Below are 14451 nucleotides of genomic sequence, written 5' to 3'. Positions count from 1 at the left end.
AGCACCCAAACCTACCCGCCCATTCCCGTCACCCGGCGGGATGAATCAGCCCCTTGACGTCCCACAACTCAACGCCACCAACCTGTTGCGGAGCGCTGCCGATCAGGTACGTGAGGATGGTTCTGAGCAGATCATGGTTAGCGGTGGCCGGGTCGAGCACCACCACCGCGGCCCGCCAGTAGGTCAGGTCGGCCAGCGCGGCCCGCCGGTCGATCTCCGACAGCTCCGGCATCCGACCGTACGCCCCCGCGATGCGCAGCAGGTCGGCGGTGGCCCGGGGCGCCGCGTTCCACGATCCGGTGCGGTTGACCGGTGGGTTCGCCGGCCCCATGAAGTATCCCCGCGGCACGGCGAAGCCGAGACCCGACAGGGCGAACCACCGCATTCCGGTACGACCGGAAGTGACCTCCGGCACCGGCACGCTCACCAGCGTCCGGTCGTCGGGCACATACTGCTCCCACATCCGCTGGGCGATGAACGGCGGCAGCGGCGGCGCATCGACCACCGGCAGCGGCTTGGGCAGCACCGGCACCAGCGCCACCACCATGCCGGCCCAGAACGCGACCCGGCGCCGGTGCGGCAGCTCAGGTGCCCGGTCCCAGGCCAGCGCCAGCAGCACCCCGATGATCGTCGAGGGTACCATCGCGAACCGGGTCACGCTGACCAGGTCGATGATCGGCACGTGCTGGACCAGCGCGAACGGCATCGGGAAGCCGGTGTCGTGCCCGGCCACCCGCAACCGCGGGCCCAGCGAGGCCACCAGCAGCACCACCCCGGCAATGACCGCTGCGCGGGCCGCGATGGTGCGCCACAGCATGACGGCCGCCACCACGAGCATCACCAGCAGCGGCAGACCCCAGAACGAGTCGTCCTCGGTCGGGCTGACGCTCAGCGCCCGTGCGACCACCCCGTTGCCGGCCAGCGACTGCCGCGCGTACGCCCCGACGGCCAGCAGATCGGTAACGAACTTGCCCGGCTCGAACGGCTGCCCGGTGTAGCTCTGCGGACCGGCGAACTGCCACCACAGCGGGTACGCCAGCAGCACCAGCGCGGTGCCGGCGGCCACCCCCAGCCCCAGCACGAACCGGCGCCACGCCGCTTTGACGACCTCGCGGGCGAAAGCGCCGTAGGCCACGATGAACACGAGCAGCGTCAGGGCCGTGAACAGCAGCACTTCCTCGTTGAGAAAGACCTGCATCACGATCAGCAGCCCGAGGATCACCCCGCCGCGCACGATCCGTCCGGGCTCGCGCAGCCGCAAGACCTGCCAGACGATGAACGGCACCACGAACTGGGCGACGAAGTTCACATGGCCGTTGGCGTGCGAGACCATCGCCGGGGCGAACCCGCACCACAGGCCACCGATCCAGGCGGCGCGCTGGGTTCGTACCAGAAACTGCCGGAGAACCCACCACCAGGCCGCCGCGGTCCCGGCCAGACTGAGCGTGAGCAACAGCACGAGCGTGAGGCCCGGCCCGAAGAAGTGGGTGATCGGGGCGAACGGCACGCTCAGGGCCAGCACCGAGGTGTTGGCCATCAGGTTCACCCCGTCGGGCACGTTCATCCGGCCGGTGAAGAACGGGTTGTCGCCGTGGAAGACCACCCGCTCGCCGTGCGCCAGAACGAACAGGAAGAAGCCGTGGTCGTTGTCGTTGGCGGCCAGCACGCGCCCCGACGGGCTGATCCACAACTGGATCATCACAACCACGGCCAGCGCGAGATAGCTGAGCAGGCCCCACAGACTGCGCCGGGCGTAGAAGGGCCGCGAGGCGTCCGTCAGCGGCTCGGGACGCTTCGCGATGACCTCTTGCTCGACCGTGGGCACCGGTGCATTTTGCCAGAGGGGCGGGTCACCGCCGACTCGCCTGGGCGGCCGGCGCCGGGTCCCGCCCGGCGGTCAGGTCCAGCACGGCACCACCCCCGGCAAGCGGGATCAGACTTCCCGGTACGGTCGGAGCGCCAGCCCCCACCAACACGCTGACCAGCGCCGACTTGCCCGCGCCGGGGCGCCCCAGCAGGGCCAGCGTGCGGCCCGGTGGCACCAGGTCCCGCAGGTCGTCCAGGCCGGCCCGGGTCCGGGTGCTGGTGAGCTGGGTTCGTACCCCCGGAGCGGTTTCCCGGAGTTTTCGCAGGATGAGCTGGGGATCGCGAGCCAGGTCACATTTGGTGAGCACGATCACCGGCTGTGCCCCCGATTGCCGGGCCAGCGTGAGCAACCGCCCGATCAGCGCCTCATCTGGTCGCGGGTGCAGGGGCTCCACCACCGCGACCGTGTCCACATTGGCCGCGAGCGGCTGGTTCTCGGTCAGCGCGGTGCGCCGGGGCAGCACCAGCTCCACGGTCGTGCGGCGATCCGGCCAGCGCCGCACCACCACCCAGTCCCCCGCGCAGGGTAGGTCGGCGGGGTAACCGGCCGTGCTGAGCAGCAGGTTGCCGGCCAGACTGGCCCGGTCCACGCCGCCGGGGGTCAGCACGGTGCAGACGCCACGCTCGGCGCGCAGCACCCGGCCCGGACAGGTATCCGGGCGATCGAAGCAACGATAGGCGGACGCGACAGCCGCGTCCCAGCCCAGGGCGGGCAGGTCGGACATCAGACTCTCATTTTCTCAACGGGAACAGTTCGGGGGACGCGTCGGCACCGACGGTACGGTCGCGGTGACGCCGGGCGAAACCGATTTCCCGATAGGGTCGTGGTCGTGACGATGGATCCACTGGTCCTCCTGACCGATGTCGATCAGGCAACCGAGCGGCTGCTCAGCACCGCTGCGCAGCTCGACCCGACGGCGCCCTCGCGGCTGCCCGGCTGGACGGTGGGTCACGTGCTGACCCATGTGGCGCGCAACGCTGACTCGTTCACCACCCTGCTGACCGGGGCTCGCACCGGCGAGGACGTGCCGCAATATCCGTCGTCCACCGCGCGCGACGAGGACATCGAAGCCGGCCACACCCGCCCGCTGACCGAGCAGATCGCCGACCTGCGCGAGTCCCACGACCGCTTCGCCGACGCGGCCGCCGCGATGACGGCCGAGGCGTGGGCCTTCGTGCTGTCCGCGAACGGCCGGTCCGCGGCGTTCCTGCCGTGGGCGCGGCTGCGCGAGGTGGAGGTGCACCACGTCGACCTCGGCGGCGGCTACACCCCGGAGGACTGGTCGGATGCCTTCGCGGTGCGCCTGATCCGCGAGATCACCGGCGGGCACAACCTGGAGGCGGCTCCGCTGATCCTGCGCCCGCACGGCCTGGACCAAGCCATCACCATCGGCGTGCCCACCGAGTCGGCGCCTGCTGTCGGCGGCCCCACCCGCGAGATCGCCGCGTGGCTGGCCGGCCGCTCGGACGGCGCCGGGCTGACCGTGGCCCCCGACGGAGAACTGCCCGTACCCCCGAGATGGAAGTGACGCGATGACCTACACCGGAGATGTGAGCCGGGGCTCGGCTCCCGCCGTCCGCGAGCTCAACGGCCTGACCGTCACCAAGGTCTCGGTCGGCGAGACGGACAACAACGCCTATCTGCTGCGCTGCACCTCCGACGGCAGCCAGCTGCTGATCGACGCCGCGAACGACGCCCGGACCCTGCTGGACCTGATCGGGGACGCCGGCCTGAGCACCGTCGTGACCACCCACCGGCACTGGGACCACCACGGCGCCCTGGCCGAGATCGTGAAGGCCACCGGCGCCCGGTCCATCGCCGGCGCCGACGACGCAGCCGAAATCCCGGTCGTCACCGAAACCGTCACCGACGGCGACACCATCACGGTGGGCGACTGCACCCTCGAAGTGATCCACGTGGTCGGCCACACCCCGGGCTCGATCGTGCTGCTCTACCGCGAGCCCGACGGCATCGCCCACCTGTGGACCGGCGACAGCCTCTTCCCGGGCGGCGTCGGAAACACCCGCGGCGACAAGAAGAACTTCGCATCGCTGATCAACGACGTGCAGACAAAGCTGTTCGACCGCCTGCCCGACGACACCTGGTTCTACCCGGGCCACGGCAAGGACTCAACCCTGGGCACCGAACGCCCCAGCCTCCCCGAATGGCACGCCCGCGGCTGGTAGGACCCGAACGCACCGCGGCCAGATGACCATTGATCTTGCTGCGCGGGAGTCCTTCACGGCTAAGCCGTGGGCTTAATGGCTTCCGGAGCGACGGGGTCGTGACCGTAGAGTCGGACCATTGGAGGTACCGATGCATCTGCGCCACGACCCCATGCGCTGGCAACCGGCCCAGCCCTCCCCGGACTTCTGGCCGCATGCCAGCCCCGCCGCCGCTCCCGGCCCGAGCCTTCCCGGCTGGCTTGAGGAACGCCTTTTCGACCAGCGCATCGTCATGGTGCGAGGACCTCTGACGAGCCAATCCGCATCCGGTACGGCCGCAGCGCTGCTCACCCTCGACGCCGCAGGCCCCGATCCGGTGCAGCTCCACGTCGCCAGCAGCAACGGTGACCTGAACGCGGCGCACGCGGTCATCGACGTGATCGACGCCATGACCGCCCCGGTGCACGCCGTGGTGACCTCGGAAGCCGGCGGTGCCGTGCTCGCGATCCTGGCCGCGGCCCAGAAGCGCTCGGCCTACCGCCACGCCCGCTTCCGCCTGGCCGAACCCCGCGCCGCCGGAGTCATGGGCACCGCGGATGAGGTAGCCGCCGCGGCCGGGCAGCACCTACGCGAGCTCGAAGAGGTCATCCTGCGCCTGGTGGAGGTAACCGGCCAGACCCGCAGCCGCATCGAGGACGACCTGTCCGCCGGTCGCAGCCTGTCCGCCGAGGAAGCCCGCGACTACGGCCTCATCGACGAGATCGTCGGCAAGGGCGGCGTCCCCGAGGCCTGAGAGCCGCACCCGCCCTACCGGCGCCCGTCCCTGCCAAAGGCCCTTACCCGACGCCCGCCCTCACCCGACGGCCGCCCTTGCATACGCCAACGGCGCGGCTCCCGCTCGGGGAACCGCGCCGTTGGTCGAGTCTTGGTTACTCGGCTACCTTGACGCCCATCGAGCGCGCGGTGCCGGCCACGACCTTGATCGCGGCGTCCAGGTCGTTGGCGTTGAGGTCGGGGAGCTTACGCTCCGCGATCGCCTTGATCTGGTCGTTGCTCAGCGTGCCCACCGTCTGGGTCAGCGGGTTTGACGCACCCGACTGGATGCCCAGCGCCTTGCGGATCAGGAAGCTGGTCGGCGGCGTCTTGTAGGCGAGCTGGTGGCTGCGGTCCTCGAAGACGCTGACGATGACGGGGATGATCTCGCCACGGTTCTTCGAGGTCGCCTCGTCGTACTCCACCTTGACGGCGCGCATGTTGGCGCCGGTCGGGCCGAGCATCTTACCGAGGTCCACCATCGCGGCGTTACCCGCCTCAAGCGCGAGGGTTACCTCATGGGTCTTCTTCTTGGGCGGCATTACGCAAAAGCTCCTTAGTGTGTGCTGCACGGGCCAAAGTCAGGAGCTCGCCAGCATCATCAACGCACGACAACCCCGAGACTTTACTACCGCGCTCGTTCATGGGTCAAAACGCCATGGGGATGCCACGCGTTATGGCAGAACTGATGCGGCGGTATACCAGTCTCGGGTTCCCCCGCCAGCATAGCTCGCCTCCCACCACCCCGCCGACCCGCCCCGCACCCGGCCAACCGGCCCGGCCCAGGCCCGCAAGGCGTCAGTATTTGTCGCAGTAACAGGAGGACATCAGCGAACGGACAACGCCGACGTACTCGGGGTTGGGCAGCCGCTTGGTCGCGTACCCCTCATCGACCGGGCCGCGACCCACGTTGTAGCCGGCGATGACCATGTTGAGCAGGCACATGCTGCTCTGGGTCCTGCACTTCTCCGGGCTCAGATCGTATTTGTGACCGAAGTAGGCATCGCCGAACGCCCGGGTGAGCCAGGCGATGTAGTTCGCGCCCAGACTGGCGTTCTGCCGGTAGTCGCTGGCGTCGTAGGTCTGCTCGAAGCGCTGGTTGAGGAACGACTCGGTGTCCGGCATCACCTGCATCAGGCCCCGGCCGCCGTCGCAGTTCACGATGTTGGACTGCCAGCCGCTCTCGTGCCAGGCCGTGACCAGCACCAACCGGTTCGGCACCCTGAGCTGCGGGGCCGACCCCGGCCAGTACGTCCTGCCCGCCGCCGCCTGCAGAGCCGCCTTCGCCTTGCTCTTCGAGACGAGCTTGCCCTCGCGGTGCGCGCAGGCCGGCAACTGGAAGTTGTTCGGGTCCGCAGCCGGGCTCGCCGAGGTCTTCGACGGCTTCGGCTTGGGCTTGGCCTTGGTCCTGGATGGCGCCGGTGCGGAAGGCGGCAAGGAGGGCAACGTCGGCAGCGCTTCGACCGTACCGGTGAAGGGCTCTTCGGAAGTCGCCGGTGGCGCCGCCGCAATCGCCGGGGAGGCCGGGTCCGCGTCATGCCCGCCCAGACCGCATCCGGTCAGCATCATCGCGCCGATCAACCCGCCGATGAACCACCTCAGCCTGCGCCCCATCGACACTTCCTCCCCCCGAGCGGCCAACTGTCGAACGCTAACAGCGCCGACGTTCGCGTGGCGCCCGGCAAACTGGGCGAAAAGGACGGGCTTCGCAACCGGTTCCGGGGATTGACCCCGGAGCGGCAACGGCAACCAACACCGGGGACAATGGGTGTATGCAGACCCGCACCGACCTACGCAACGTCGCCATCATCGCCCACGTCGACCATGGCAAAACAACCCTGGTCGACGCCATGCTGCGCCAGGGGAGCCAGTCCCACGCGCGGGGCGAGATGGCCGACCGCGTCATGGACTCCATGGACCTGGAGCGGGAAAAGGGCATCACCATTCTCGCCAAGAACACGGCGATCAGCTACCAGCCCGCCGACGGCAAGCCCGTCACCATCAACATCATCGACACCCCCGGCCACGCCGACTTCGGCGGTGAGGTCGAGCGCGGCCTGACCATGGTCGACGGCGTCGCCCTGCTGGTCGACGCGTCCGAGGGGCCGCTGCCGCAGACCCGCTTCGTGCTGCGCAAGGCGCTGGCCGCCAAGCTGCCGATCATCCTGATCATCAACAAGGTGGACCGGCCGGACGCGCGGATCAAGGAGGTCGTCGACGAGACGTACGAGCTCTTCCTCGACCTCGACGCCGACGAGCACCAGATCGAGTTCCCCATTGTCTACGCGTGCGCGCGCGATGGCATCGCCTCGCTGACCCAGCCCAAGGACGGCACCGTCCCCGAGGACAGCACCGACCTCGAGGTGCTGTTCAGCACCATCCTCGACACCATCCCGGCGCCCACCTACAACGAGGACGCCCCGCTGCAGGCGCACGTGGTCAACCTCGACGCCTCGCCGTTCCTGGGCCGCCTCGCGCTGTGCCGCGTGCACGAGGGCACGATCCGCAAGGGCCAGACCGTGGCCTGGTGCAAGACCGACGGCACGGTCAGCAACGTCCGCATCTCCGAGCTGCTGATCACCGACGGGCTGGACCGCAAGCCCGCCGAAAGCGCCGGGCCGGGCGACATCATGGCCGTGGCCGGCATCCCGGACATCATGATCGGTGAGACCCTGGCCGACGCCGAGAACCCGATCCCGCTGCCGCTGATCAGCGTCGACGAGCCGGCCATCTCGATGGTCCTGGGCACCAACACCTCGCCGCTGGTCGGCAAGGTCAAGGGGGCCAAGGTCACGGCCCGCATGGTCAAGGACCGCCTCGACAAGGAGCTCATCGGCAACGTGTCGCTGCGTGTGCTGCCGACCGAGCGCCCGGACGCCTGGGAGGTGCAGGGCCGAGGGGAGCTGGCGCTGGCGATCCTGGTCGAGCAGATGCGCCGCGAGTCCTACGAGCTGACCGTCGGCAAGCCCCAGGTGGTCACCAAGACCATCGACGGCAAGGTGCACGAGCCGGTCGAGCGGCTGACCATCGACGCGCCCGACGAGTACATGGGCGCCATCACCACGCTGCTCTCCACCCGCAAGGGCCGCATGGAGGAGCTCATCAACCACGGCACCGGCTGGCTGCGCATGGAGTGGCTCGTCCCGGCCCGCGGCCTGATCGGTTTCCGCACCGAGTTCCTCACCGAGACCCGCGGCACCGGCATCATGCACCACCTCTTCGAGGCTTACGAGCCGTGGTTCGGCGAGCTGCGCACCCGCCAGAACGGCTCCCTGGTCGCCGACCGCGCCGGGGTGGTCACCCCGTTCGCGATGATCAACCTGCAGGAGCGCGGGCAGCTCTTCGTCGAGCCGACCACCGAGGTCTACGAAGGCATGATCGTCGGCGAGAACTCTCGCGAGGACGACATGGACGTCAACATCACCAAGGAGAAGAAGCTCACCAACATGCGTGCCGCGAGCGCGGACAACACCGAAAAGGTGATCCCGCCGCGCAAGCTGTCGCTGGAGCAGTGCCTCGAGTTCTGCCGCGAGGACGAGTGCGTCGAGGTCACCCCGGCCGCCGTACGCATCCGCAAGGTCGTGCTCGACCAGCAGACCCGTGGCCGGGCCGCTGCCCGCCGCAAGCACCAGGGCTGAGAAACGCAAAGCTCCCCGGGCCTGGCGCCCGGGGAGCTTTTTCATGCCCGTCAGACGGAGCTGTCGACGAGCTCTTTCTTGCGGTCCCGCGACGTTTTGATCAGGCTGGCCGCTGTCGCAATGCCCAGGGTGCCGATGATGACCAGCAGCGAGAGCCAGATCGGGATCTCCGGCGCCCAGTGCAGACCGTGGCCACCGTTGATGAAGCTCAGCGAATTGGTGTGCAGCGCCTCCAGGAACAGCTTGACGCCGATGAACGCGAGCACGAACGACAACCCGATGTTCAGGTAGACCAGGCGTTCGAGCAGCCCACCGAGCAGGAAGTACAGCTGGCGCAGACCCATCAGGGCGAAGACGTTGGCGGTGAAGACGAGGTACGGCTCCTTGGTGATGCCGAAGATCGCCGGGATCGAGTCGAGCGCGAAGATCAGATCGGTCGTGCCGATCGCAATCATCACGATGAGCATCGGCGTGAACAGCCGCCGCCCGGCCTCGGTGACGATCGTCATGTGCCCGCTGTCGAACGAGCTGGAAACCGGGAACACGCGCTTGGCCCAGCGGATGAGGATGTTCTCCTTGAACTCCTCTTCCTCGTCGTTCTTCAGCAACGTGATGGCGGTGTACACCAGGAAAGCGCCGAAAATGTAGAACACCCACGAGAATTGCTCAATCAACGCGGCGCCGGCGGCAATGAAAGCCCCCCGCATGATCAGCGCGAGCACAATCCCGATCAGCAGCACCTTCTGCTGGAACTGCCGCGGCACGCTGAACCGCCCCATGATGATCATGAAGACGAAAAGGTTGTCGACGCTCAGCGAATACTCGGTGAGCCACCCGGTGTAGAACTCACCGGCCGGCGACCACCCGGCGGTGACCCCGATGCCGAGCCCGAACAGCAGGGCCAGGCCGACGTAGAAGGCAACCCATCCCCCGGCTTCGCGCATCGAGGGTTCATGAGGCCGTCGCCCGACGATCAGCAGATCGATGGTGAGCATGACGACAAGGGCACCGAGGGTAGCGAACCAAACCCAGGCATGGACGTTCAATGAGGACCTCCGGCAGGCACGGGGCACCGCCACGCGGGATCCGGGATCCAGCGCAGCGATGTGCGACTGTCGGAGGTCTCTTCCGCTCCAGGCTTGGCTGACGCCAGGTCAGGAACCACCGGCCCCGGGCGCATCCTCTCGAATGCAAACCGTGCTGACGAAACCGGTGCGAGGGAATACTCCCCTCCTACGCGAGCCATTGTGTCCCATCGCGGCTCGAAGTGACACATGACCCCAGCCAACAGTGTCGGGGCTAACTTCGCCAGTCATTCCCAATCCCGACAGACCCAATCAAGCAGCCAGATAGCACATTGCAACCCAGCACCTTGCCATACCTCCCAACCTCACAAGCGCTAGATCATCCTAGGAACCTAGGCGCTGTGAACCGTTCGGTATCGCGCCCGTCGCCGACGGCAGCCCGCTATCGGCGGCGAAGCGCGGCCGGACAGCACGCCACCTCATCGAGGCACCGAACGGCTCGGCCGGCCACTTCACATCCGCTGGAGACGTCGCGCGCGCCGGCTTAGTGATCCAGTCCTACCCGTCCGAGGGCTTCGCGCACGTGCTCCCGCAGCCACCGCGAGGCCGGATCATTGTGGACCCGGCGGTGCCAGCGCAGCTCAACGTCGGCAGTGGGCAGCTCGAACGGCACCTCGTGGTATCGCAGCGGAACGCCCCGCTCAATCAGGTGGGTGGCCGTCACCTGCGGCACGAGACAGATGAGGTCATCCTCCATAGCCATCAGCGCGCCCACCGCGTACGACGGAACCACCGCCGCCACGTGCCGCGACCGTCCGAGCCGCTCCAGCGCATCATCGAGCGGTCCCCGAGCCAACCCGCGCCGCGACGCGGAGATGTGCGGATGGCGGCACAGGTCGTCCAGGTTCAACTCCGGCGCCCGCCCCAGCTCCGAGCCGGCCGCGACCACCGCCACGAACCGGTCGGTGAACAGCAACGACGTGTGGATGTCGGGCGGCGGCGGGTCCGCCACCCCCACGTCGAGGTCGAGCGAACCGTCCCGCAGCGCCTCCGGCTCCTTGGCCTCCTGCCGCATGAACCGCAGCCGCACGCCCGGGGCCTCACCGGCGATGCGGCGGGTGAGCCGGGACGCGAGCACCGGCGTCAGGGCATCATTGACGCGGATCGAAAAGCTCCGCTGCCAGGACGATGGGTCGCTGCCGGCGGATTCGGCGCGCAGTCCGTCCGCGGCCTCCAAGAGCGCTCTCACGGTACGCACAGAGCGCTGCGCGAACGGCGTAGGAACCAGCCCTCGACCGGCTCGCACCAGGATCGGATCGTTCATCGCGCGCCGCAACCGGCTCAACGCCCGGCTGGTCGCCGGCGCGGACAAGTGCAGCCGCACCGCAGCCTCCGCCACGCTACCGGTGTCCAGCAGCGCGTCGAACACCCGCAGCAGGTTGAGATCCAGACTGTCCGCCATGCCGTTTTCCTATTCGTGCGTCCGCCGCAGGTAGTCCTTACCAACATTGCACTGGGCATCATGCCTGATCGGATCAACAATGAAGTCATGTCCCGAATCGTGCGTCCCACCACTTACGGCACCCCCGAGGTGCTGGCCCTGACCGAAGCACCCGTCCCGAGCGCCGCTGCCGACGGCGTCGTAGTCGAAGTCCGGGCCGCCGGGGTCAACCCGATCGACTGGAAGCTCTACAGCGGCGCCTTCCACGCCGTCGACGAAGATCACAAGGACGCCGCCGGCATCGCCGCCTCCATGCCCTCGCTGGGCCTGGAATGCGCAGGCGTCGTCACCGAGATCGGCGCCGACGTGACATCCGTGCAGGTAGGCGACGAAGTTATCGTCTACCCCGTCACAGCCGCTTACGCCGACTACGTAACCGCCCCCGCCACCGCGGTCCTCGCCAAGCCCGCCACCCTGGGCTGGGCCGAAGCCGGCTCGCTGATGCTCTGCGGCACCACGGCAGCCCACGCCCTGCACGCCACCGGTGCAGGGGCCGGCGACACAGTTCTGATCCACGGCGGCTCCGGCGGCGTAGGCCTCATGGCCATCCAACTAGCCACCGCCGCAGGAGCCACAGTCATCGCCACCGCAGCCGAGCGCAACCACGCCCTGCTCCGCGAACTAGGCGCCATCCCCGTCGCCTACGGCCCCGGCCTAGCGGACCGGGTACGCACCGCCGCACCCCAAGGCGTCACCGCCGCCATCGACTGCGCCGGCACCGGCGAAGCCCTCGACGTCTCGCTGGAGCTGGCCGCAGACCGTACCCGAATCGCCTCCATTACCGGCTCCCCCCGCCGAGCCGAAGCAGGCATCAAACTCCTCGGTTACGGCCCAGGCCAGGACGCCGGCACCGATATCCGCAACGCGGCCCGCCCCACCCTGGTCGAGCATGCGGCCGCGAAGACCCTGCGTGTGGTCATCGCCAAGTCCTTCCCGCTGGCCGAGGCGGCCGCAGCCCACACCTTCGGCCAGGCGTCCCACACCCCCGGCAAGCTGGTCCTCATCCCCTGACGCCGGCCGCCGTCGTGGTGCCCCTCGCTGAAGCGCGGGCGTCACGATTCGTGCCGGATCTTTGGCTGAGGAAGTCCATGGGCGCGTGCTCGACGATCTGGATGGCTTGCCGCACCCGGAGAAGATCACCGAACCCCGGCGACGTCCATCCCCCGCAGCTCCTTCTTGAGCTCGGACATCTCGTCGCGGATCCGAGCAGCCAACTCGAACTGCAGCTCCCGGGCAGCCCCCAGCATCTGATCGTTGAGGTCCTGGATCAACTGCGCCAGCTCGGCGCGGGCCATGCCTTCCCGCGCCGGAGCCGAGGTGGCACGAGCCTTGGACCGGGTCTCCGGCACCGGCGCCTTGCCCCGGGAGATCTGGCGGCCGGCGCCTCCGACCACTGCTCCACCGAGCGCGGTGTCGGTGTCCTCGGCTTCGCGGTAGATGTCGTCGAGGATGTCGTGGATCTTTTTGCGCAGCGGTTCGGGCTTGATGCCGTTGGCTTCGTTGTGGGCGATCTGCTTGGCGCGGCGGCGGTCGGTTTCGTCGATGGCGTCGCGCATGGAGGGGGTGATTTTGTCGGCGTACATGTGGACCTGGCCGGAGACGTTGCGGGCGGCTCGGCCGATGGTCTGGATCAGCGAGCGGCCGCTGCGCAGGAAACCTTCCTTGTCGGCGTCGAGGATGGCGACCAGGGAGACTTCGGGCAGGTCGAGACCTTCGCGGAGCAGGTTGATGCCGACCAGCACGTCGTAGTCGCCCTTGCGCAGCTCCTTCAACAGCTCGACGCGGCGCAGGGTGTCGACCTCGGAGTGCAGGTAGCGCACGCGGATGCCGTTTTCCAGCAGGTAGTCGGTGAGGTCCTCAGCCATCTTCTTGGTCAGGGTGGTGACCAGCACGCGTTCGTCGCGCTCGGTGCGAAGCTGGATCTCGTGCATCAGGTCGTCGATCTGGCCCTTTGTCGGCTTGATCACGACCTCGGGGTCGACCAGGCCGGTGGGGCGGATGACCTGTTCGACATATTCGCCCTGGGCCTGCTGCATCTCCCAGGGGCCCGGGGTGGCGGACAGGAAGACCATCTGGCCGACGCGTTCGAGGAACTCGTCGAAGCGCAGCGGGCGGTTGTCGGCGGCGCTGGGCAGGCGGAAGCCGTGTTCGATGAGGATGCGCTTGCGGGACGCGTCGCCCTCGTACATGCCGCCGATCTGCGGGATGGTCACGTGGGACTCGTCGATGACGGTGACGAAGTCGTCGGGGAAGTAGTCGAGCAGGGTGTAGGCGGGATCGCCGTACGTGCGGCCGTCCATGTGCATCGAGTAGTTCTCGATGCCGTTGCAGAAGCCGACCTGGCGCATCATCTCGATGTCGTAGGTGGTGCGCATCCGCAGCCGCTGGGCCTCAAGCAGCTTGCCCTGGCGTTCCAGCTCGGCCAGCCGCTCGGCCAGCTCGGCCTCGATGTCGCGGATGGCGCGTTCCATGCGTTCGGGGCCGGCCGCGTAGTGCGTGGCCGGGAAGATGGTCAGCTGGTCCACCTCGCGCACGATCTCGCCGGTCAGCGGGTGCAGGTAGTACAGCTTCTCGATCTCGTCGCCGAACAACTCGATGCGCACGGCCAGTTCTTCGTACGCCGGAATGATCTCCAGCGTGTCCCCGCGCACGCGGAACGTGCCCCGCTGGAAGGCCACGTCGTTGCGGGCGTATTGGATGTCGACCAGGCGGCGCAGCAGCTTGTCGCGGTCGAGCTCCTGGCCGACCTTCACGCTGACGGCGCGCTCGAGGTATTCCTGCGGGGTGCCCAGGCCATAGATCGCCGAGACGGTGGCCACCACGATCACGTCACGCCGGGTGAGCAGCGACATCGTGGCCGAGTGCCGCAGCCGCTCGACTTCCTCGTTTACCGACGAGTCCTTCTCGATGTAGGTGTCGGTCTGGGCGATGTAAGCCTCGGGCTGGTAGTAGTCGTAGTAGCTGACGAAGTATTCGACGGCGTTGTTGGGCAGCAGCTCGCGGAACTCCTTGGCGAGCTGCGCGCACAGCGTCTTGTTGGGTGCCAGCACGAGCGCGGGCCGCTGCAGCTTCTCGATGAGCCACGCGGTCGTCGCGCTCTTGCCGGTGCCGGTGGCGCCGAGCAGCACCGTGTTGCGATCGCCACGACGCACCCGGCGCTCCAGCTCCGCGATGGCCGTTGGCTGGTCACCGGCCGGCTGGTATTCGCTGACGACCTTGAAGGTGCCGTCGAGTCGGGGGATGTTGAGCGCCATGGGAACTACCGTACGTCGGGGGTACGACAAGTTTCGGCGACCGGCGTGCGGTGGGTGCGCATTCGCCCGTGGCACCAGCCGTTGCCGGGGTTGCGCGGCAAACCTACGCTGATTCGGTAGGTCGCTCGCGGCGGCCGCCCGCCGTTCCGGTGCCACCACGCGGCGCCACGACGGGACCAGGACAGCTG

At 68.3% G+C, this 14451-nt stretch carries 12 protein-coding genes; 5 read left to right on the top strand and 7 right to left on the bottom strand.

The annotated features are described in order from the left end of the window. Window positions 1-28: 28 nt before the first annotated feature. Both TFC3_RS09665 and rsgA read right to left on the bottom strand, forming a co-directional pair. On the bottom strand, window positions 29-1825 hold the full coding sequence (locus TFC3_RS09665) for a glycosyltransferase 87 family protein (RefSeq protein ID WP_082771948.1): 1797 nt from the start codon (window positions 1823-1825) through the stop codon (window positions 29-31). Between the two features lie 25 nt (window positions 1826-1850). Then, the gene (rsgA, locus tag TFC3_RS09660) at window positions 1851-2591 is read right to left on the bottom strand and encodes a GTPase RsgA (protein WP_082771947.1); all 741 of its coding nucleotides are present in this window, start codon (window positions 2589-2591) and stop codon (window positions 1851-1853) included. Window positions 2592-2696: 105 nt separating this feature from the next. On the opposite strand from rsgA, the gene TFC3_RS09655 reads away from it, so the two are divergent. The 3 genes from TFC3_RS09655 to TFC3_RS09645 all read left to right on the top strand — a co-directional run bounded on the left by TFC3_RS09655 (window position 2697) and on the right by TFC3_RS09645 (window position 4825). Further along, complete coding sequence (locus TFC3_RS09655; protein WP_067506314.1) at window positions 2697-3395, top strand: maleylpyruvate isomerase family mycothiol-dependent enzyme; 699 nt, start codon at window positions 2697-2699, stop codon at window positions 3393-3395. Window positions 3396-3399: 4 nt separating this feature from the next. Next, the gene (locus TFC3_RS09650; RefSeq protein WP_067498367.1) at window positions 3400-4053 is read left to right on the top strand and encodes an MBL fold metallo-hydrolase; all 654 of its coding nucleotides are present in this window, start codon (window positions 3400-3402) and stop codon (window positions 4051-4053) included. Between the two features lie 118 nt (window positions 4054-4171). Next, the gene (locus tag TFC3_RS09645) at window positions 4172-4825 is read left to right on the top strand and encodes an ATP-dependent Clp protease proteolytic subunit (RefSeq protein ID WP_236718047.1); all 654 of its coding nucleotides are present in this window, start codon (window positions 4172-4174) and stop codon (window positions 4823-4825) included. 136 nt (window positions 4826-4961) lie between these two features. Here TFC3_RS09645 and TFC3_RS09640 read toward each other — a convergent pair whose 3' ends face one another. Both TFC3_RS09640 and TFC3_RS09635 read right to left on the bottom strand, forming a co-directional pair. Beyond that, window positions 4962-5387 carry an uL11 family ribosomal protein gene (locus tag TFC3_RS09640; protein WP_067498364.1) on the bottom strand — a complete coding sequence of 142 codons (426 nt, stop codon included), beginning with the start codon at window positions 5385-5387 and terminating at the stop codon, window positions 4962-4964. Between the two features lie 256 nt (window positions 5388-5643). Beyond that, the gene (locus TFC3_RS09635; RefSeq protein ID WP_067498362.1) at window positions 5644-6459 is read right to left on the bottom strand and encodes a lytic transglycosylase domain-containing protein; all 816 of its coding nucleotides are present in this window, start codon (window positions 6457-6459) and stop codon (window positions 5644-5646) included. A 158-nt stretch (window positions 6460-6617) separates the two neighbouring features. On the opposite strand from TFC3_RS09635, the gene typA reads away from it, so the two are divergent. Next, window positions 6618-8483 carry a translational GTPase TypA gene (typA, locus tag TFC3_RS09630; RefSeq protein WP_067498360.1) on the top strand — a complete coding sequence of 622 codons (1866 nt, stop codon included), beginning with the start codon at window positions 6618-6620 and terminating at the stop codon, window positions 8481-8483. Window positions 8484-8533: 50 nt separating this feature from the next. On the opposite strand, the gene TFC3_RS09625 is transcribed toward typA, so the two are convergent. Next, entirely contained in the window at window positions 8534-9529 is a 996-nt protein-coding gene (locus TFC3_RS09625; protein WP_067498357.1) for a TerC family protein, read from the bottom strand. A 523-nt stretch (window positions 9530-10052) separates the two neighbouring features. Further along, complete coding sequence (locus TFC3_RS09620; RefSeq protein ID WP_067498354.1) at window positions 10053-10970, bottom strand: LysR family transcriptional regulator; 918 nt, start codon at window positions 10968-10970, stop codon at window positions 10053-10055. A gap of 87 nt (window positions 10971-11057) precedes the next feature. On the opposite strand from TFC3_RS09620, the gene TFC3_RS09615 reads away from it, so the two are divergent. Beyond that, on the top strand, window positions 11058-12020 hold the full coding sequence (locus TFC3_RS09615; protein WP_067498352.1) for an NADP-dependent oxidoreductase: 963 nt from the start codon (window positions 11058-11060) through the stop codon (window positions 12018-12020). A gap of 125 nt (window positions 12021-12145) precedes the next feature. Here TFC3_RS09615 and uvrB read toward each other — a convergent pair whose 3' ends face one another. Further along, window positions 12146-14263: an excinuclease ABC subunit UvrB gene (uvrB, locus tag TFC3_RS09610; RefSeq protein ID WP_067498350.1), complete on the bottom strand. Its 2118-nt coding sequence runs from the start codon at window positions 14261-14263 to the stop codon at window positions 12146-12148. Between the last annotated feature and the right edge of the window lie 188 nt (window positions 14264-14451).

The sequence above is a fragment of the Actinoplanes sp. TFC3 genome (genome assembly GCF_001553785.1).
Lineage (GTDB): Bacteria > Actinomycetota > Actinomycetes > Mycobacteriales > Micromonosporaceae > Actinoplanes.
The sequence above is the reverse complement of the archived record's forward strand: the minus strand, read 5'-3'. Positions and strand labels throughout refer to the sequence as shown.